Consider the following 17,163-nt stretch of genomic DNA (forward strand, 5'->3'; position numbering starts at 1 on the left):
CGGGCCCCCGGCTCAGAAGAAGATCTTCGCGGCGGCCAGGGCGCCCTGCCGCCACGGGTCGCGGCTGGTCCGCCCGGTGCTGCTGACGGTCCGCTGGGTCCGCCACCAGGCGTAGGTGGCCAGGATGGCGTCGCGGTTGGAGCGCTGCGGCGCGAACCCGAGCCGTTGCTGCGCCTTGGCGATGCTCACGTAGGAGTCGGCCATGAGCTTGTGCAGCAGCCGGCCGTACACCGGGGAGAGCCGCAGCCCCTGCAGCGCCCGCAGCGCGAGCAGGGCCGGCCGGGCCGGCACCGAGACCACCCGGCGGCCGTGGCCGGCGGCGTCGAGCACGGCCTGGAAGTCCTCGCGCAGCGTGCCGAAGTCGGCGGCGGCCAGGTTGTAGGTGTCGTTGGCGACGTCCGGCGCGGCCGCGAGCACGCCTGCCACGGCGTCGACGAGATCCTCCACCGCGAACATCTGGATGCGCACGTCGCCGCGGCCGAGCACGGGAAAGTTCCGCCCCTCCTCGGCCCACTCGAAGAGCATCGCGAACAGGCCCATGCGGCCCGGCCCGAGGAACGTCTTCGGGCGCAGGATCGACAGGCACATGCCCTCGGCGCGGTGCCGCTCGGCGATCTCCTCGGCCGCCGCCTTGGCCCGGCTGTAGGTGTCGACGGGACTTCGGGGGTACTCCTCCGTGGTCGGCACCACCGTGGGCAGCCCGTAGACGGCGGTCGAGGAGACGTGCACGACCCGGGGCACGCCCGCGTCGGCGGCCGCCCGCAGCACGGTCGAGGTGCCGCCGACGATGATCGAGCGGATCTCGTCGGCCGGGTAGCTCGGCAGCGCCGCCGCGCAGTGCACGAGGGCGCCGGCGCCGCTCGCCGCGACGGCCATCGCGGCCGGGTCGCGCACGTCACTCACCAGGGTCACGGTCGGGGCCGGCCGGACGTCGACGCCGCGCACGTCGCGGCCCTCGGCGCGCAGCCGCTCGACGAGCCGGGACCCGAGCATGCCGGCCGCGCCGGTCACCGTGGTCACCACAGCGAGCCGACCTTCTGCGCGACGAACCGGGTGACCAGCCGGGTCAGGCCCTGGCCGAGCACCTCGGCGAGCGCGTCGACCCCGCGCTGGACGTCGTCGAGCTCGGTGACCAGCGACGGGCCGAGGACCAGCGGGTTGAGGCCGTTGAGGGTGTAGTAGGTGAAGATGTCGTGGTCGCGGTACAGCGCGTTGATCACCGCGCACGTGACGAGCTTGGCCTTGAAGCGCGGGTCGCGCGACATGCCGCCGGGCGCGAGCCGGGCGACGAGGTCGAGGATGGCCGGGCCGCCGTCGATGAACACGCCCCACAGCGCCCCGGCCCCGGCCACGTGGCTCACCGACTCGGGGAACTGCTTGGCCAGCCGCTGCAGCGCCGGCTCGAGGACCCGCTCGATGGCCCGCGCCTTGGCCGGGTAGTCGTCCTCGACCACGATGTTGACGGCCTCGATCGCGGTGGCGCACTCCTCGCCGAAGCCGTAGTACGTGGTGCTGGTCGACTGCAGCAGCGCGTCGCCGAGGTTGTCGTAGGCGCGCTTGAACACCTTCTCGCGGGCGACGAAGGCGGAGATCGACGACTTGCCGCCGCCGAACGCCTTCGAGGTGGTGAGCACGTCCGGCACGAGATCGGCATGGCGCATGAAATAGAACAGTTCGCCGGTTTTCCCCCAGCCGGTATAGATCTCGTCAAATATGAGGACGATGTCGTGCCGGGTGCACAAACGCCGCACCTCGCGCAGGAACTCCTCGCTGCACCACGACACGGTGGAGGCGCTGAACGGCTCGACGATGAGTGCGTAGACGTCGCCGTCGTGCCGGCGAATCGCCGCGCGCACCGAATCGATGTCGTCGTAGGTGAACGTGGCGATTCCCGGGATCGTCGGGAAATCGAAGTGCGGCTGCCCGGTGAGGCCGCCCGAGCCGAGCAGTTTCCCGTGAAATCCGCGATCCGCGCGAAGGATGGTGCCGCGCCGCCCGCCGTGGTATTTGTACGCCAGCTTCACCGCCCCTTCGACCGCCTCGGCGCCCGAGTTCGGCAGGAAGGACATGTTCAGGTCACCGGGCAGGAGCTGGGCGAGGTTGTGCCCGAGGGCGGCCAGATAGGGCGAGAAGTACGTCTTGTGCACTTCCATCCGGCGGCGTTCGGCAAAGCGCTGCCGGGCGGCCAGAATGCGCGGGTGGTTGTGCCCGTGGTTGAGCACGCCGACCCCGCCGGTGAGATCGAGGATCCGCCTGCCGTCCCGTTGCACGAGGTACGCCCCCTCGGCCCGGTCGACCAATTCCCGGCCGAACCCGAAGGACGTCATCAGGGTCACCTGGCTGGCGTTCACGTAGCGGCGGTAGAGGTCGTGCGTCTCGCGGACGGACAGCCGCTCGCACTCCTCGAGGCCTATCAGGTTGGACATGGGCCGAACGTAGCGACGGCATCGCAACGTTTTCAGGATGATTTCTGGACCGGCTCTGTACGCGGCCTGGACTACCCACCGCAACGCTTGCCCGCCCGCTGTCACGGCGGATAGTTTGGCTGCTGCATACAGCTACAGGCGTGAATGTTTTTTTGAGGAGTCTGAGCATGCGACCGGACGTCTCCGTCATCGTTCCGGCCTTCGACAGCGCGGCGACTCTCGGGGCGTGCCTGGCCGCCGTCCGCGCGCAGCACGAACCGGTCGCCGAGGTCATCGTCGTCGACGACGCCAGCACCGACGGGACCCGCGAGATCGCCCGGGCGTTCGGCGCGACGGTCGTCGAGCAGCCGGTGAACCGCGGCCCGGCCGCCGCCCGCAACGCCGGCATCCGGGCCAGCCGCGGCGAGGTGCTCTTCTTCCTCGACGCCGACTGCGCGCCCGAGCCCGACGCGCTCGCCGTGGCGCTGCGGATCCTGCGCGAGGAGCCCGACGTCGCCTGCGTGCACGGCATCTACTCGCTGCGGCCGCTCTTCGACGACGGCCCGGTGGAGGCCTACCGGCTCCTGCACGGCCACTACTGGCGGCTCAAGCACGCCGGGCGGGTGCGGACCACGCTGTTCGCGGTGTGCGCGATCCGCCGCTCGGTCTTCGACGAGGTGGGCGGCTTCGACGAGCGGCTGCGGGCCTCGGAGGACGTCGAGGTCGGCGACCGGATGCCGGAGCGGCTCGGGATCGTGCTCAGCCCGGCCATGGTGTGCCGGCACGACGACGACAGCCGGCTGGGGGCGCTGCTGCGCAAGCAGTTCCGCCGCTCGCAGCTGCTCGTCCCGGTCGCCGCGCACGAGCGCGGGCCCGCCGGCATCCGGGCCAACTCCCCCGCCACCGTCGCGCTGGCCGCCCTGACCGCCTGCGCTGTTCCTTTCCTGTTCCTCGGGCTTCCACTGGTACCGCTGGCCGCCCTCGCCGCGTTCACCGTTGCCGACCCGGGGCTCCTGTGGTTCGTCCTCCGGCGGCGCGGGCCGCTGTTCGCCGGGTTCTTCTTCGCCGTACACCTCCTGGTGCTGTGGGCCGTCCTCGCCGGCGCCCTCGTGGGAGCCGTGCGGCACCTGCGCGGCGCCGGGCCGCTCGCGGAGCCCGCCCGATGAACGGCGCCCACCTGCTGCACTACGCGTGGTTCGCCGTCCGCGGCGTCCAGGCCCTGCGCCCCCGCCCCGGCCGCGGCCGCCTCGGCCCGGTCTTCGGCGTCGAGGGCCACGCGGTCGCGCTGACCGTCGACGACGGCCCGCACCCGGACTGGACCCCGCCGCTGCTGGACCTCCTCGCCCGGCACGGCGTGCGGGCCACGTTCTTCCTCATCGGCGACCGCGTCCGGGAGCGCCCCGACCTGGCCCGCCGGATTGCCGGCGAGGGCCACGCGCTGGGCAACCACTCGATGACCCACCCCCACCCGTTCGCCGCCCTCGCCCCGGCCGCCCTGGAGGCCGAGATCGCCGGCACCCAGGAGGCGATCGAGCGGGCCACCGGCGTGCGGCCGCGGCTCTTCCGGGCCCCGTCGGGCAACTGGTCCCCGCGGGTGCTGCGGGCCGCCGCCGGCCACGGCCTGACCCCGGTCGACTGGACCGTGAACCCGAGCGACTGGCGCGCGCCGGGCACGGAGCGCATCGCCCGCGCCCTGGACCGCAGCCGCGCGGGCCACATCATGCTCTGCCACGACGGGGGCGGGGACCGGTCGCAGACCGTCGCCGCACTTGCCCACGTGCTCCCGCGCCTCCGGGCCCGGGGGCTGACCTTCGCCACCCCGCCCGGCCGGGGCTGAAAGGAGGGGTCGTGTCCGAGCCTGAGCTCTCGGTCTCGCTCTTGGGTCCGGTGCGGGCGCGCCGCGGCCCGGCCGCGCTGTACCTCGGCACGCCGAGACAACGCGAGGTCCTGGCCGTCCTGGCGCTGCGCTCCGGCATGGTGATGTCGGTCGCCCAGATCGTCGACGCCGTGTGGGGCCCGCGCCGCCCGCCCTCGGTCGAGAACATGGTGCACACGTACATCGGCCGGCTGCGCCGCGCCCTGGAGCCGGTGCGGGAGAAGCCCTCCCGGGCCACCGTGCTGTGCTCGACCCGCCCCGGCTACACCCTCGCGCTGCCCGCCGAGGCGATCGACGTGAACCTCTTCGAGCAGGGCATCCGGCGGGCCCGCGCGGCCCGCGCGGCGGCCCGGCTGCCGGAGGCCCTCGGCCACTTCCAGGCCGCGGTCGCCCGGTGGAGCGGACCGCCGCTGCACGAGGCCACCGGCCCCCTCGCGGAGGCCGAGCGCACCCGGCTGGTGGAGCTGCGCCAGGACGTGCTGGAGGAGATCGCCGGCGTGCGGCTCCTGCTGGGCGACGACGAGAACCTGGTCTCCGAGCTGCGCTGGATGCTCGTCGAGCAGCCGATGCGCGAGCGGCTGTGGGAGCTGCTGCTGGTCGCCCTGGGCCAGTCGTCCCGCCGCGCCGAGGCGCTGACGGCGTTCCAGGACGCCCGGATGACGCTGGCCGACCGGCTCGGCGTGGAGCCCGGACACCAGCTGCAGGACCTGCACCGCCGCCTGCTGCGCAGCGAGCCGGTCGGCGTGCGCCCGTGGTGGAACGGCCGCATCCCGGCCTAGATCTTCACCCGCGCGGTGTCGCGAAGCCGACGTATCGTCCGGATCGGCCCCGGCGCCCGTCCTCCCGCCGTTCGACGCAACGAGCGAAGGTGGGAAGCGCCGATGATCAGAGTGGACAAGCAGAACCTGCCGGCCAGCGCCGCGGGCGCGGCGAAGCGGTGCGAGGAGATCACCAAGGACCTGAAGGACGTCTACACACTGCTGCTGCAGTTCGAGCAGCGGCGGGCGTTCCCGGCGACCGTCAACCCGCGGGGCGAGACGACCCCGCTGGACGCCCAGGAGCAGCAGGAGCTGATGATCCTGCTCAACGAAGGCAAGATGCCGACCGGCGCAGCCGCGAAGAAGGTCAAGGCCCGCATCCCGTCGATCGTCCAGCGCACCGAGGTCGTCCAGGCGTTCACCCAGGTGGAGCCGCCCGACGAGCAGACCGTGAACGGCTGGGCGGCGACGTGGCTGGCCCGGTTCCAGGAGCTGGTCGGGCTGCACGAGCGGCTGGTCGCCCGGCCCCTGCAGGAGGCCTTCGCCAAGGCGCTGGCCGCGCGCATGCCGGGCCTGCAGGAGGACGTGCGCAACGGGCACGGCGCCCACCTGCGCCGGCACTACCAGCTCCGCGCGACGAGGACGCTGCGGCCGTTCTACGACATCCCCTCGGCCCGCAAGCCGAGCTGGTTCCAGCCCGACGAGGTGGCCCGCTGGAAGGTGTTCGAGACGACGCCGCCGCAGGCCGGCCAGCACATGCGCGACGTGCTCGTCAGCGACTACCAGAAGATCCTGCACGAGCAGCGCCGGACGCTGCTGGACGGCGAGCACCCCTGGCTCGTGAGCACGCTGTGGATGACCACCGACCCCGCGCTGATCTCGGCGCCGGCCGGCCTGGACGAGCTGTTCAAGGTCTCCCGCGACCTGTTTGTCAGCCGGCTCCGCACGCAGCTGAACACGGGCGAGTCGCTGCGGATGTGGGACGAGCGGCTGCTCAAGGCGATCCCGCGGGAGAAGTCCGCCGGCACGGCGTACTACTTCCTGGCCGCCCGGGCCTTCGGCGAGCTGCTCGACGCCGCGATGGCGCCCGCCGTCATGAGCCACAAGCGCCTGATGCTGGGCTTCAAGTCCGACAACTTCGACAGCAACCTCTACGGCGGCCACGGCATCAAGGAGGCACTGCTCAACGCGCAGCACGGCAAGTGTGTGTACTGCGAGAGCCTGCCGCGCTCGGTCGCGCACGGCGACGTCGAGCACTTCCGGCCCAAGGCCGGCTACGACGAGGGGCACGGGTACAACTACGGCGGCTACTTCTGGAACGCCTACACGTGGTCGAACCTGTTCTACTCGTGCCAGGTCTGCAACCAGACGTACAAGGGCAACCTGTTCCCGGTCCTGCCGGACGGGACCGGCACGCTGGTCCGCGACACGTACAACAGCGACGTGTCGAAGGAGTCGCCGGTGTTCATCGACGCGGGCCAGGAGGACCCGCGGCAGTTCATCCGCTTCAACCCGATCAACGGCGAGGCGTACGCCTACGACCTGCTGCGCCACCTCGTCGAGTACTGGCAGACGGTGCGCCAGGCCGGCCAGGAGATGCAGGGCGACCTGGGGGCGGGACACTCGATCACCGTCACCGTTCCAGAGGTGACCACGGGCGTCCCGCCGGAGCAGGCGCTGTGGGCCGAGCCGGGCCTCATCCCGGACGAGCTCAACCGCTACCGGGCCGTCATCGACCCCACCTCGAGCTCCTTCGTCGTCACGGGCGACCAGCAGGTCAGCGACGACTGGGACGCGCTGATGGCGCTCGTCGCCCCGCAGCAGCTGCGCGGCCTGCTGACCATCCAGCTGCTCGGGCTCAACCGGCCCGAGCTGGTCCGCCGCCGCCTGGCCCACCTGCGCAGCCTGCGGGCGATGTACGTGGCGGCCCGCGCCGGGGCAGACGGCGGCGAGCTCGCGCAGGCGTGCAACGCGGCGATCCTGCCGTCCGCGGAGTTCTCGTCGCTGGCGACCGACGCCCTGAGCACGTGGGCCGCGGAGGACGCGCGGACCGACGGACCGCGCCGGAACTGGTCCGCCGCCTACAACGCCGCCCTCGCGCAGCCCTTCGAGTACACCTACGAGACCGACGACGACCTGATGCGCAACGACAACCTGATGTACCGGGTCAAGGCGGACGCCCCGGACGTCGACAAGCGCCGGGAAATCGTCAACGTCACCAACCCGAAGGACGGGGACAAGGCCGTCGACGAGGACGAGTTCACCACGGTCGTCAACCGCGACCCGGACCACCTGTACCTGCAGATCCCGGAGGAGGACAACAAGCTGGAGATCGTCAACGCCACCGGCCGGGTCGTCATGACCGTCGGCGAGCTGCGCGCCGTCCTGCCGCAGCACCTCCACCACAAGTTCAAGAGCGGCGAGCTGTACGCCCGCGGCACGTTCGCCCGCGGCACGCAGTTCCTGTAGCCGACCTCAGCGCAGGACCAGGAAGGCGCCCGCAGGGCCCTCGCCCAGGCGGGCCGGTACCTCCCGGTCGACCGGCACGCCGCAGCCGCGGACCAGGTCCACGACGTCGCTCGCCCGGGTGACGTCGTGGACCTGCACCACGATCCGGCCGCGGGGGCTGAGCAGGGCCGGCAGGCGCAGGAGGAGCTCGCGCTGCTCGTGCGGGCTCAGGTAGTACAACACCTCGCGGAGCAGGATCGCGTCGAACCGGGACGGCGTGGTGAAGGTGCGGATGTCCGCGACGGAGAAGGACGTGTGCGGGCGGGCGAGCCCCCGGGCCTGCGCGATGGCGGCGCGGCTCACGTCGACGCCGTGGTAGTGCCGGTAGCGGCCGGGCGGCAGGGGCATGTTGGCGCTGCTGCCGCAGCCGAGGTCGAGGATGGCCGGCATCGGCGCCCAGGTCTCGATCAGGGCGAGGGGCATCTCGCCGTCGCTGAGCCGATCGAGATAGCGCCAGAAGCCCAGCTTGTACTGCAGGTCCCAGGCGATCGAGTTCAGCCGCCGGTTGGGGCGGACGTAGCGCTCGACGGGGCCGCGCAGCACCCGGGACAGGCTCGCGAACAGGGCGTTCATCATGGGGATCGCTCCAGGAGACGGCGGTGCATGAGCTCGGCGGCGAGCAGGCCGCCCGAGCCGACGGCCATCTCGCTGAGCGAGCAGACCAGCCGGGAGGCCAGCGCGACCGAGGTGGCGACCGACAGGGGCAGGACGGTGACCAGGCCGACCATGACGACGGCCTCGCGCACGCCGAGACCGTCGGGGGCGACCAGCACGACGACGCCGGCGACCGCGCCGGCCGCGAAGCCGCCGATGCAGACGAGGTAGGACGCCGCAGGGGGCGCGCCGGCCACCACGGCGAGCAGCCACAGGTGATGGCCGGAGACGATCCACGACAGCGTCTGGGCGGTCAGGGCGCGGCGCATGCCCCGGTCCGAGGCGACGAGCGCGGGCGGTGGGCGGCGGGCGACCCGCAGCGCCCACGCGAGGGCCGCGTTGAACAGGCCGGGGCGGACGAGGAGCGCGACGACCGGGACGGCGGCCAGCAGCAACCAGCCGAAGCGGGCGCCGGCCAGGCCGGGGCCGGCCGCGATGCCGACGGTCAGGCCGGTCAGCGCCACGACACCCCAGCTCAGCCCGAACAGGCCGGCCAGGCGGACCGGCCCGACGTCGACCTCCTTGCCCATCCGCAGCAGGACCGGCAGGGCGATGAACCGGCCGGGCAGGAACTTGGTGAGGAACCCGACGAAGAACAGCCGCGACGACGTCCAGCCGCTCACCCGGGCGCCGAGGTCGGCGAAGAGCGCCCGCCAGGAGACCAGGCCCAGCGCCAGCCCCACCGCGTTGACCAGCGCGGCCAGGCCGAGCACGCCGGCCACCCGCGCGGTGCCGAGCCGGCCGGCCAGGTCGCGGGCCGGGGCCCAGTCCTGGGCGGCGAGGAACAGCGCCAGCCCCACCGCGAGCGCGACCGCGAACAGCGCGGCGAAGGCCTGGTTGGCCCGGCGCCACCAGCCGCGCGCCGCGGCCGCGCCCAGCGCCATGCCGGCGAACTCGGTGACGTGGGTCAGCCACCGCAGCCCCGCGAACCAGAGGGCGAACCAGGGGCCGCGGCGGGCGGCGGCGAAGGCGAGGACGGACCGGTCGAGCGCCAGGAAGCTCGCCAGCGCCAGGAGCGGCAGGACGCCGAGCCACGGCCGCCAGACCGTCAGGGCGAGGCCGGGCGGGACGGCGGCGCAGGCGAGCATCGTGGCGACCGCGGCCACGTCGACGCCCCGCCGTCCCCGGCCGCCCGGCGCGGACACCGTCGTGGCGTAGGTGCGCGCCCGCCGGAACACCTCGCGCAGGTACGGCACCAGCCGATCCCGGTCGTCGTGGCGCCCGAGCACGTCCGCGCTCATCCGGATCCGCCAGGCGTCCGGCAGCCGGGTCCCCCACTCCACGTCCTCGGCGTCGCGCAGCGACTCGGCGAAGCCGCCGACCGCCTCCCACGCCGCCCGCCGGACCGCGGTCAGCGCGAACAGCGTGGCGTCGGCCTCGCCGGCCCGGCGCCGCCGCCAGTGGTGCTCGGCCAGGGTCTTGTACGCGGCGACCGGCCCGCCGCCGGGGAACAACGGCCGGTCGGCGTAGATGCCCTGCACCACCCCGCAGTCCGGGTGCGCGCCGAGCTCGGCGAGCAGGCCGGCGAGGGCGCCGGGCGCGGGGGCGACGTCGGAGTCGACGAACACGAGCACGTCGCCGGTGGCCGCGGCAGCGCCGGCGTTGCGCGCGTGGGAGACGCCCCGGTTGACCTCGCCGCGCAGCAGCCGCACCGGGTAGCGGGCCGCGATCGCGGGCGAGGCGTCGGTGCTGGCGTCGTCCACGACGATGACCTCGGCGGGCGGGACCGTCTGGGCCAGGACCGCCTCGAGGCACGCCGCGAGGGATCGTTCCTTGTCGAAGTTCGGGATGATGACTGAGACCCGCACGGGCCGAAGCTATCGGCGCGACATCGACCGAACCTCGACCCGACCTGAATTACGCAGCGTCCCTCACGGCAGGCGTAGTGCTCGCAGGACGGCGTCGTGGGTGTGGTGCGTGCCGGCGGGGCGCGGTGCGGCGCGGGGGCGGGCCTCGTTGATCAGGACGTTCCAGGCGGGGTCGAGGAGCCGGGCGATGTCGTCGGGCTGGTAGTAGTCGGCGGGGTCGAAGCCCTCCTCGTGGCGCGGGACCAGGTCCGAGAGGGCGTGGGTGGCGAAGAGCAGCGTGCCGCCGGGGGCGACAGCGTCCAGCAGGCCGCGCAGCGCCCCGTGGTCCGGCCGGCGCCGGAGCGGGAAGTAGTGGACGGACACCAGGTCGAAGGCGCCCGCCGGGGGCGGCGCGGTGGTGAGGTCGGCCCGCACCCACGCCACGCGGCCCTCGACGCCGGTGGCAGCGGCGGCGGCGCGGCGCAGGGCGATCTCGGAGACGTCGGCCGCGGTGACCTGCCAGCCGCGCCGGGCCAGCCAGAGCGCGTCGGCGCCTTCGCCGCATCCGACGTCGAGCGCCCGGCCCGGCGGCAGGTCGGTGGCCTCGGCGACGAGCACTGCGTTGGGGTTGCCGCTGAATATCCGGTCGCGGCTGCGATACATGTCGTCCCAGCGTTGGACGTCATCCCGATCAGCGCCGCTGACCTGGGGATTTCGGGTCATCGTGACCACCTCCGACGCCAAGGTGCGCCCACAGCGGCATTCGGGGCAAAGTTCTTTGCGGAAAATGCAAAACACCGGGCACAGTGAACGTGTGGGCGAGGACGTCGATGCGGTGCTGGCCGCGGTCGGGCCCCGGCTGCGCGCGTTGCGCCGCCGCCGCGGCGTCACCCTGACCGCCCTGTCGGAGACCACCGGCATCCCGATCAGCACGCTCTCCCGGCTGGAGGCCGGGCACCGCAAGCCGGGCCTGGAGCTCCTGCTGCCCCTGGCCAGGGCCTACCAGGTGCCGGTCGACGAGTTGATCGGCGCGCCGGCCGACCTCGATCCCCGGGTGCATCCGCAGCCGTTCACCTGGAACGGCATGACCGTCGTGCCGCTGACGCGCAAGCCCGGCGGGCTGCAGGCGTTCAAGCACATCCTGCCCGCCGGCCTGACCGACGGCCGCGATCCCGATCCCCGCTCGCACGAGGGCTACCACTGGCTGTACGTCCTGCGCGGCCGCCTGCGTGTGGTCCTCGGCGACAAGGACTTCATCCTCACCGACGGCGAGGTCGCCGAGTTCGACACCCACCTCCCGCACTGGTTCGGCAATGCCGACGAACACCCCGTGGAGTTCCTCAGCATCCTCGGCCCCCAGGGCGAACGCGTCCACATCAAGGCCCGCTACCGGCCCCGTCCTGATCAAGACAGCTAGGGTGGGGGCCGTGCTCGCCGATCTGCTGGACCGCTACCGCCCCGCCGACGCCGACGAGGAGGCCGACGTCGAACGGGTGCGCAGGCTGCTCGCCGACGCCTCCGACCCGTGGACGCGGGCGATTCCGCTGCACGTCACCGCGTCGGCGCTGATCGTGCACCCGCCGACGCGGCGGGTGCTGCTGCGCTGGCACGCGCGGCAGGAGGCGTGGCTGCAGGTGGGCGGGCACGGCGACCCGGGCGAGACCGACCCGGTGGCGGTGGCCCTGCGCGAGGGCGTCGAGGAGACCGGGCTGAGCGACCTGACGGCGTGGCCCGACGCCGCGGTCGTGCACGTGGTCATCGTGCCGGTGAACGCCAAGGGCGACGAGCCGGCGCACGAGCACGCCGATGTACGTTTCCTGCTCGCCACCGACCGGCCCGGCGAGGCCCGGCCGGAGAAGCCCGACGCGCCGCTGCGCTGGCTCACCGTGCCCGAGGCGCTGGCGGCCACGAGCGAGCCCAACCTGCGCGAGACGATCACCCGCGCCGCGCGCCTGCTCGAGGCGTAGCGCACCCATCGCATTGCCAGGCGTAGCCGGGTCCGCTATGTTAGCGCTCACATAGACGGGTGCCACACCCCGCCCCGCTACGGAAGAGGTAACCATGGCATCACGGCTGCGCACAGCCGTCCTTGCGGCCGCCGCTACGGCCGCCCTGGTCACGGGGATACTCGTGAACGTCGGCATCTCCGAGGCGGCCACGTCGCAACCCTGCGACATCTACGCCAACGGCGGCACGCCCTGCGTCGCCGCGCACAGCACCACGCGGGCCCTCTACGGCTCCTACAACGGATCGTTGTACCAGGTCAGGAGGGCCTCGGACAACGCGACGACCAACATCGGCGTGCTCAGCGCCGGTGGCTACGCCAACGCCGCCGCGCAGGACTCGTTCTGCGCCGGCACGAGCTGCGTCATCACGATCATCTACGACCAGTCGGGCCGCGGCAACCACCTGACCCAGGCCCCGCCCGGCGGCTTCAACGGCCCGGCCGCGGGCGGCTACGACAACCTCGCCAACGCCACTTCTGCGCCCGTCTATGTTAGCGGGCACAAGGCCTACGGCGTGTTCGTCGCGCCCGGCACCGGCTACCGCAACAACAACACCAACGGCGTCGCCACCGGCGACCAGCCCGAGGGGATGTACGCCATCTTCGACGGCACCCACTACAACGGCGGCTGCTGCTTCGACTACGGCAACGCCGAGCGCAACAGCCGGGACAACGGCAACGGCACGATGGAGGCCATCTACTTCGGCAACATCAAGGTCTGGGGCTACGGCACCGGCAACGGCCCGTGGATCATGGCCGACCTGGAGAACGGCCTCTTCTCCGGCGTCAACGCGGGCTACAACGCGAACGACCCGAGCATCGGCAACCGCTTCGTGACCGCGATCGTCAAGGGCGAGCCGAACCACTGGGCCATCCGCGGCGGCAACTCGCAGACCGGCGCCCTGTCGACGTTCTACAACGGGGCTCGACCGAACGTGTCGGGGTACAACCCGATGAAGAAGGAGGGGGCGATCATCCTCGGCATCGGCGGCGACAACAGCAACGGCTCCGCCGGCACCTTCTACGAGGGCGTGATGACCTCCGGCTACCCGTCCGACGCGACGGAAAACTCGGTGCAGGCCAACATCGTGGCGGCCGCCTACACCCCCGGCCCGACGGGCGGGACCACGCTGACGCCCGGCCAGAGCATCTCGCTGCGGGCCACCACGGCCTGCTGCACGACCCGCTACATCAGCCACTCCGCGGCCACGGTCACGACGCAGGTGGTCAGCTCGTCGAGCTCGGCCACGGCCAAGTCGAACGCGTCCTGGGTGGTGCGGACCGGCCTGGCCAACAGCTCGTGCTACTCATTCGAGTCGCGCGACACCCCCGGCAGCTACCTGAGGCACCAGAACTTCCAGCTGTACCTCCACGCCAACAACAACAGCTCGCTGTTCGCCAACGACGCGACCTTCTGCTCGGGGGCCGGCCAGAACGGCCAGGGCAACTCGTTCTACTCGCAGAACTACCAGACGAAGTACATCCGGCACTACAACAACAACGTCTACATCGCCTCCAACGGCGGCTCCAACGCCTGGGACGCCACCGGTACGTGGGCCGACGACGTGAGCTGGGTGGTCACCGGCGCCTGGACGCCGTGACGCTTTTCGGAAAGGCCGCCCGGTCCGCAGGGGCCGGGCGGCCCTTCGAAACAATCGCGAAACTGCGCAACCCGCAGTCCGGCAAGTGCCTCGACGCCGACGGCTGGGGCACCGCCAACGGCACCCAGCTCATCATCTGGGACTGCGGCAACAACCAGTCCAACCAGTCCTGGGCCTGGCAGATCTAGCAGGCCGCCGCGGCCGCTCAGGCCACGGGGAAGTCGAAGTAGGTGTCCGGGAACGGCTCGTGGTCGAGGGTGTAGTGCCACCACTCCTTCGGGTAGTTGGTGAACCCACCGTCGGCCATCAGCCCGACGAGCAGGTCGCGGTTGGCCCGCTGCCGCTGGTCGATCCCGCCCGCGGCCGTGTGGGCGAGCGGGTCGAAGCAGTCGAAGCCGGTGCCCATGTCGAGCGTGTCGTCCGGGAAGCGCTGCCCGGCCGGCGAGGTGCACGACACCAGCGGCTCGCCCGGCCGGTAGGCCCGCTGGGCGGCCGCCGGGAGCGCCACCAGGGTGAGGTCGAGCGTGCTGCCGCGGCTGTGCGCGGTCGGGCCGCCGATGTAGCCGTCGGGGAACAGCTGCGACTTGTCGACCTGCGGGTAGAACTCGGCCTTCATGGCCTGGTCGGGGTTGTCCGCCCAGCGCACGAAGTCGTCGACCGCCCGCTGGGGGCGGTAGCAGTCGTACACCTTGAGGCTGTACCCCCGGGCCTGGGCGCTCTGCTGCACGCGGTGCAGCGCCTCGGCCGCCACCCGGGTGAGCAGGCAGCGCGGCCGCTCGTAGCCGTTCACGACCCGGCCGACGAAGTTGTGCGGCGTGGCGTAGCGGACGTCCTCCAGGATGCTGGAGTCCACATCGGACAGCGCCACGAACCCGTCGGGCAGCTTCACCGAGGGAGACGGCGACAACGAAGGCGAGGGCGAGGGCGAGAGCGCGGACGAGGCCGACGGCGAAACCGAGGGCGACGAGCTCGCGGGAACCCGTGTGGTGCCGCACGCGGCGAGCAGCGCACAGGCCAGCGTGACGATCAGCAGGCGCACGAGGCGAATTATTCGAATTGTGCGGTTGTCGATGCGCCCCCGGCCCCGGCGACGGCCACCTGGCCATTGGCGGCGGTTTGCGGTCGTACGTCATGATCGAAGCGTGCTGCGCTTCGTGCTCAATGTGCTCTGGCTGATTTTCGGCGGCGGCTTCGTGCTGTTCCTCGGCTACGCCCTGGCCGCGGTCATCTGCTTCGTCCTCGTCGTGACCATCCCGTTCGCGATCGCCTCGTGGCGGCTGGCCGTGTACTCGCTGTGGCCCTTCGGCCGGACCGTGCGCGCCAAGCCGGGGGGCGCCGGCGTGGTCACCGGCCTGGCCAACATCCTGTGGGTGGTGCTCGCGGGCTGGTGGCTCGCCCTGACCCACATCACCGCCGGCATCGGGCTGTGCCTGAGCCTGATCGGCATCCCCTTCGGCATCGCGCACTTCAAGCTCGTCCCCGCCGCCTTCTGGCCGCTGGGCCGCGAGATCGTCGACCTGGACTAAGACTGACTGGACCAAGGCTGAACTGGACTAACCTGGCCGCGTCCGCCACCTCGGCTCATCCGGGGTAGAGGACGCCGCTGCGGTACCCCCGCGGGATGGTCGAAACCGAGGACCGTCTCCGTCGGAAGGACGCAGACCCATGGCCAGGGCAGTAGGCATCGACCTCGGGACGACCAACTCGGTGATCGCCGCCTTCGAGGGCGGCCACAGCACGGTGATCCCCAACGCCGAGGGCAGTCGCACCACGCCGTCCGTCGTCGCGTACACGACGGGCGGCGAGCGGCTCGTCGGGCACCTCGCCCGTCGCCAGGCGGCGCTCAACCCTGAGGGCACCATCACCTCCGCCAAGCGCTTCATCGGGCGCCGCTACGACGAGGTGGCCGAGGAGTCCGAGACCGTCACCTACGCGGTGGTCCCCGGGCCCGAGGGCGCGGTCCGGTTCGACGTGCGGGGCAAGCAGATCTCGCCCGAGGAGGTCTCCGCGCTCGTCCTGCGCAAGCTGGCCGACGACGCCGCGAAGTACCTCGGCGAGAAGGTCACCGAGGCGGTGATCACGGTCCCGGCGTACTTCAACGACGCCCAGCGCCAGGCCACCAAGAACGCCGGGCGCATCGCCGGGCTCGAGGTGCTGCGCATCATCAACGAGCCGACCGCGGCGGCGCTCGCCTACGGCCTGGACAAGGCCGGCCACGAGACGGTGCTGGTCTTCGACCTCGGCGGCGGCACCTTCGACGTGAGCATTCTCGACGTCGGCGACGGCGTGGTCGAGGTCCGCGCGACCGCCGGCGACACCCACCTCGGCGGCGACAACTTCGACCACCGCCTGGTCGACCACCTCGCCGAGGAGTTCCGCCGGGAGAACGGCATCGACCTGCGCAAGGACCCGCAGGCGCTGCAGCGGCTCACCGAGGCGGCCGAGCGGGCCAAGATCGAGCTGTCGACGGTGCCGCAGACGCAGGTCAACCTGCCGTTCATCACCGCCGACGCCAACGGCCCCAAGCACCTCACCACGACCGTCTCGCGGGCCACGTTCGAGGAGCTCACGCACGACCTCCTGGAGCGCACGATGGGCCCGGTGCGCCAGGCGATGACCGACGCCAAGGTGGCCGAGGGCGACCTGGACGAGGTCATCCTGGTCGGCGGGGCGACCCGTATGCCGGCCGTGCAGGCGCTGGTGCGCCGGCTCACCGGCGGCAAGGACCCGAACATGAGCGTCAACCCGGACGAGGTCGTCGCGCTCGGCGCCGCGATCCAGGCCGGCGTGCTCAAGGGCGACGTGCGCGACGTCGTGCTGCTCGACGTCACCCCGCTCTCGCTGGGCGTGGAGACCCTCGGCGGGCTCATGACCCGGATCATCGACCGCAACACCACCATCCCGACCCGGCGCACCGAGACGTTCACGACCGCCGAGGACAACCAGCCGGCGGTGGAGGTGGTGGTACTGCAGGGCGAGCGCGAGCGCGCCGCCGACAACCGGACCCTCGGCCGGCTGCGGCTGGAGAACATCCGGCCGGCCCCGCGCGGCGGCCCGCAGATCGAGGTCACCTACGACATCGACGCCAACGGCATCCTCAACGTCTCGGCCCGGGACAAGGACACCTCCCGCGAGCAGCAGATCACCATCACCGAGAGCGGCACGCTGGACAAGGACGAGGTCGAGCGGATGGTCCGCGAGGCCGAGCAGCACCGGACCGAGGACGAGCGCACCCGCCGGGCGGTCGAGGCCCGCAACGAGCTCGACAGCGCCGCCTACCAGGTGCAGCGGCTGCTGGAGGAGATCGGCACCCAGGTGCCCGAGCACGAGCGGGCCCGGGCCGAGATGCTCATCCAGCAGGGCCGGGACGCGGCCAAGGACCCCGACGCCGACCAGGCGCGGCTGCAGTCCCTGACCGCGGACCTGCGCCAGGTCGCCTACGGGCTCGCGCAGGGGCAGGCGCAGCAGCAGGCACAGGGGCAGGGACAGGCGCAACAGTCGCAGCGGCCGTCCTCATCAAACCAGGACGAGGACGTCGTCGACGCCGACTTCACGGGCGGGTGATCGCG

The 17,163-nt window shown here is 72.3% G+C and carries 16 protein-coding genes; 10 read left to right on the forward strand and 6 right to left on the reverse strand.

What is annotated here, in order from left to right; genetic code table 11:
- Positions 1 to 12: 12 nt before the first annotated feature.
- The gene (locus ABD352_RS19115) at positions 13 to 1,023 is read right to left on the reverse strand and encodes an NAD-dependent epimerase/dehydratase family protein (protein ID WP_344613760.1); all 1,011 of its coding nucleotides are present in this window, start codon (positions 1,021 to 1,023) and stop codon (positions 13 to 15) included.
- Positions 1,017 to 2,327 carry an aspartate aminotransferase family protein gene (locus ABD352_RS19120; protein ID WP_344613839.1) on the reverse strand — a complete coding sequence of 437 codons (1,311 nt, stop codon included), beginning with the start codon at positions 2,325 to 2,327 and terminating at the stop codon, positions 1,017 to 1,019. Before ABD352_RS19120 ends, ABD352_RS19115 begins: the two co-directional genes overlap by 7 nt.
- A gap of 266 nt (positions 2,328 to 2,593) precedes the next feature.
- Here ABD352_RS19120 and ABD352_RS19125 point away from each other — a divergent pair, with 266 nt between their 5' ends.
- The 4 genes from ABD352_RS19125 (at position 2,594) to ABD352_RS19140 (ending at position 7,508) form a co-directional block, all read left to right on the forward strand.
- Complete coding sequence (locus ABD352_RS19125; RefSeq protein WP_344613761.1) at positions 2,594 to 3,571, forward strand: glycosyltransferase family 2 protein; 978 nt, start codon at positions 2,594 to 2,596, stop codon at positions 3,569 to 3,571.
- A complete protein-coding gene (locus ABD352_RS19130) occupies positions 3,568 to 4,242 on the forward strand; it encodes a polysaccharide deacetylase family protein (RefSeq protein WP_344613762.1) in 675 nt (224 codons plus the stop codon). The genes ABD352_RS19125 and ABD352_RS19130 overlap by 4 nt, the downstream gene beginning before the upstream one ends.
- Before the next feature lie 11 nt (positions 4,243 to 4,253).
- A complete protein-coding gene (locus tag ABD352_RS19135; protein ID WP_344613763.1) occupies positions 4,254 to 5,060 on the forward strand; it encodes an AfsR/SARP family transcriptional regulator in 807 nt (268 codons plus the stop codon).
- Between the two features lie 102 nt (positions 5,061 to 5,162).
- On the forward strand, positions 5,163 to 7,508 hold the full coding sequence (locus tag ABD352_RS19140) for an HNH endonuclease family protein (RefSeq protein ID WP_344613764.1): 2,346 nt from the start codon (positions 5,163 to 5,165) through the stop codon (positions 7,506 to 7,508).
- 6 nt (positions 7,509 to 7,514) lie between these two features.
- Here ABD352_RS19140 and ABD352_RS19145 read toward each other — a convergent pair whose 3' ends face one another.
- The 3 genes from ABD352_RS19145 to ABD352_RS19155 all read right to left on the reverse strand — a co-directional run bounded on the left by ABD352_RS19145 (position 7,515) and on the right by ABD352_RS19155 (position 10,711).
- The gene (locus tag ABD352_RS19145) at positions 7,515 to 8,123 is read right to left on the reverse strand and encodes a class I SAM-dependent methyltransferase (RefSeq protein WP_344613765.1); all 609 of its coding nucleotides are present in this window, start codon (positions 8,121 to 8,123) and stop codon (positions 7,515 to 7,517) included.
- Complete coding sequence (locus ABD352_RS19150; RefSeq protein ID WP_344613766.1) at positions 8,120 to 10,009, reverse strand: glycosyltransferase; 1,890 nt, start codon at positions 10,007 to 10,009, stop codon at positions 8,120 to 8,122. The genes ABD352_RS19145 and ABD352_RS19150 overlap by 4 nt, the downstream gene beginning before the upstream one ends.
- Before the next feature lie 63 nt (positions 10,010 to 10,072).
- Positions 10,073 to 10,711: a class I SAM-dependent methyltransferase gene (locus tag ABD352_RS19155; protein ID WP_344613767.1), complete on the reverse strand. Its 639-nt coding sequence runs from the start codon at positions 10,709 to 10,711 to the stop codon at positions 10,073 to 10,075.
- A gap of 91 nt (positions 10,712 to 10,802) precedes the next feature.
- Between ABD352_RS19155 and ABD352_RS19160 the strand changes: the two genes are divergently transcribed.
- The 4 genes from ABD352_RS19160 to ABD352_RS19175 all read left to right on the forward strand — a co-directional run bounded on the left by ABD352_RS19160 (position 10,803) and on the right by ABD352_RS19175 (position 13,782).
- The gene (locus ABD352_RS19160) at positions 10,803 to 11,405 is read left to right on the forward strand and encodes a helix-turn-helix domain-containing protein (RefSeq protein ID WP_344613768.1); all 603 of its coding nucleotides are present in this window, start codon (positions 10,803 to 10,805) and stop codon (positions 11,403 to 11,405) included.
- A gap of 1 nt (position 11,406) precedes the next feature.
- Positions 11,407 to 11,955, forward strand: a complete 549-nt coding sequence (locus ABD352_RS19165) for an NUDIX hydrolase (RefSeq protein ID WP_344613769.1) — start codon at positions 11,407 to 11,409, stop codon at positions 11,953 to 11,955.
- A 94-nt stretch (positions 11,956 to 12,049) separates the two neighbouring features.
- Positions 12,050 to 13,594, forward strand: coding sequence for an alpha-L-arabinofuranosidase B (locus ABD352_RS19170; RefSeq protein ID WP_344613770.1), 1,545 nt, complete (start codon positions 12,050 to 12,052; stop codon positions 13,592 to 13,594).
- Entirely contained in the window at positions 13,591 to 13,782 is a 192-nt protein-coding gene (locus ABD352_RS19175; protein WP_344613771.1) for a ricin-type beta-trefoil lectin domain protein, read from the forward strand. The genes ABD352_RS19170 and ABD352_RS19175 overlap by 4 nt, the downstream gene beginning before the upstream one ends.
- Before the next feature lie 17 nt (positions 13,783 to 13,799).
- On the opposite strand, the gene ABD352_RS19180 is transcribed toward ABD352_RS19175, so the two are convergent.
- Complete coding sequence (locus ABD352_RS19180; RefSeq protein WP_344613772.1) at positions 13,800 to 14,633, reverse strand: M15 family metallopeptidase; 834 nt, start codon at positions 14,631 to 14,633, stop codon at positions 13,800 to 13,802.
- Between the two features lie 103 nt (positions 14,634 to 14,736).
- On the opposite strand from ABD352_RS19180, the gene ABD352_RS19185 reads away from it, so the two are divergent.
- Positions 14,737 to 15,120, forward strand: coding sequence for a YccF domain-containing protein (locus ABD352_RS19185; protein WP_344613773.1), 384 nt, complete (start codon positions 14,737 to 14,739; stop codon positions 15,118 to 15,120).
- A 139-nt stretch (positions 15,121 to 15,259) separates the two neighbouring features.
- Positions 15,260 to 17,158, forward strand: coding sequence for a molecular chaperone DnaK (dnaK, locus tag ABD352_RS19190; protein ID WP_344613774.1), 1,899 nt, complete (start codon positions 15,260 to 15,262; stop codon positions 17,156 to 17,158).
- Positions 17,159 to 17,163: the final 5 nt, after the last annotated feature.

This window comes from Dactylosporangium salmoneum (genome assembly GCF_039532525.1).
Lineage (GTDB): Bacteria > Actinomycetota > Actinomycetes > Mycobacteriales > Micromonosporaceae > Dactylosporangium > Dactylosporangium salmoneum.

Excerpts from the sequence above, each read along its gene's own strand:
- ABD352_RS19120 (WP_344613839.1), bottom strand. The coding sequence starts at position 2,327 with ATGACGTCCTTCGGGTTCGGCCGGGAATTGGTCGACCGGGCCGAGGGG.
- ABD352_RS19125 (WP_344613761.1), top strand. The coding sequence starts at position 2,594 with ATGCGACCGGACGTCTCCGTCATCGTTCCGGCCTTCGACAGCGCGGCG.
- ABD352_RS19130 (WP_344613762.1), top strand. The coding sequence starts at position 3,568 with ATGAACGGCGCCCACCTGCTGCACTACGCGTGGTTCGCCGTCCGCGGC.
- ABD352_RS19140 (WP_344613764.1), top strand. The coding sequence starts at position 5,163 with ATGATCAGAGTGGACAAGCAGAACCTGCCGGCCAGCGCCGCGGGCGCG.
- ABD352_RS19145 (WP_344613765.1), bottom strand. The coding sequence starts at position 8,123 with ATGATGAACGCCCTGTTCGCGAGCCTGTCCCGGGTGCTGCGCGGCCCC.
- ABD352_RS19155 (WP_344613767.1), bottom strand. The coding sequence starts at position 10,711 with ATGACCCGAAATCCCCAGGTCAGCGGCGCTGATCGGGATGACGTCCAA.
- ABD352_RS19170 (WP_344613770.1), top strand. The coding sequence starts at position 12,050 with ATGGCATCACGGCTGCGCACAGCCGTCCTTGCGGCCGCCGCTACGGCC.
- dnaK (WP_344613774.1), top strand. The coding sequence starts at position 15,260 with ATGGCCAGGGCAGTAGGCATCGACCTCGGGACGACCAACTCGGTGATC.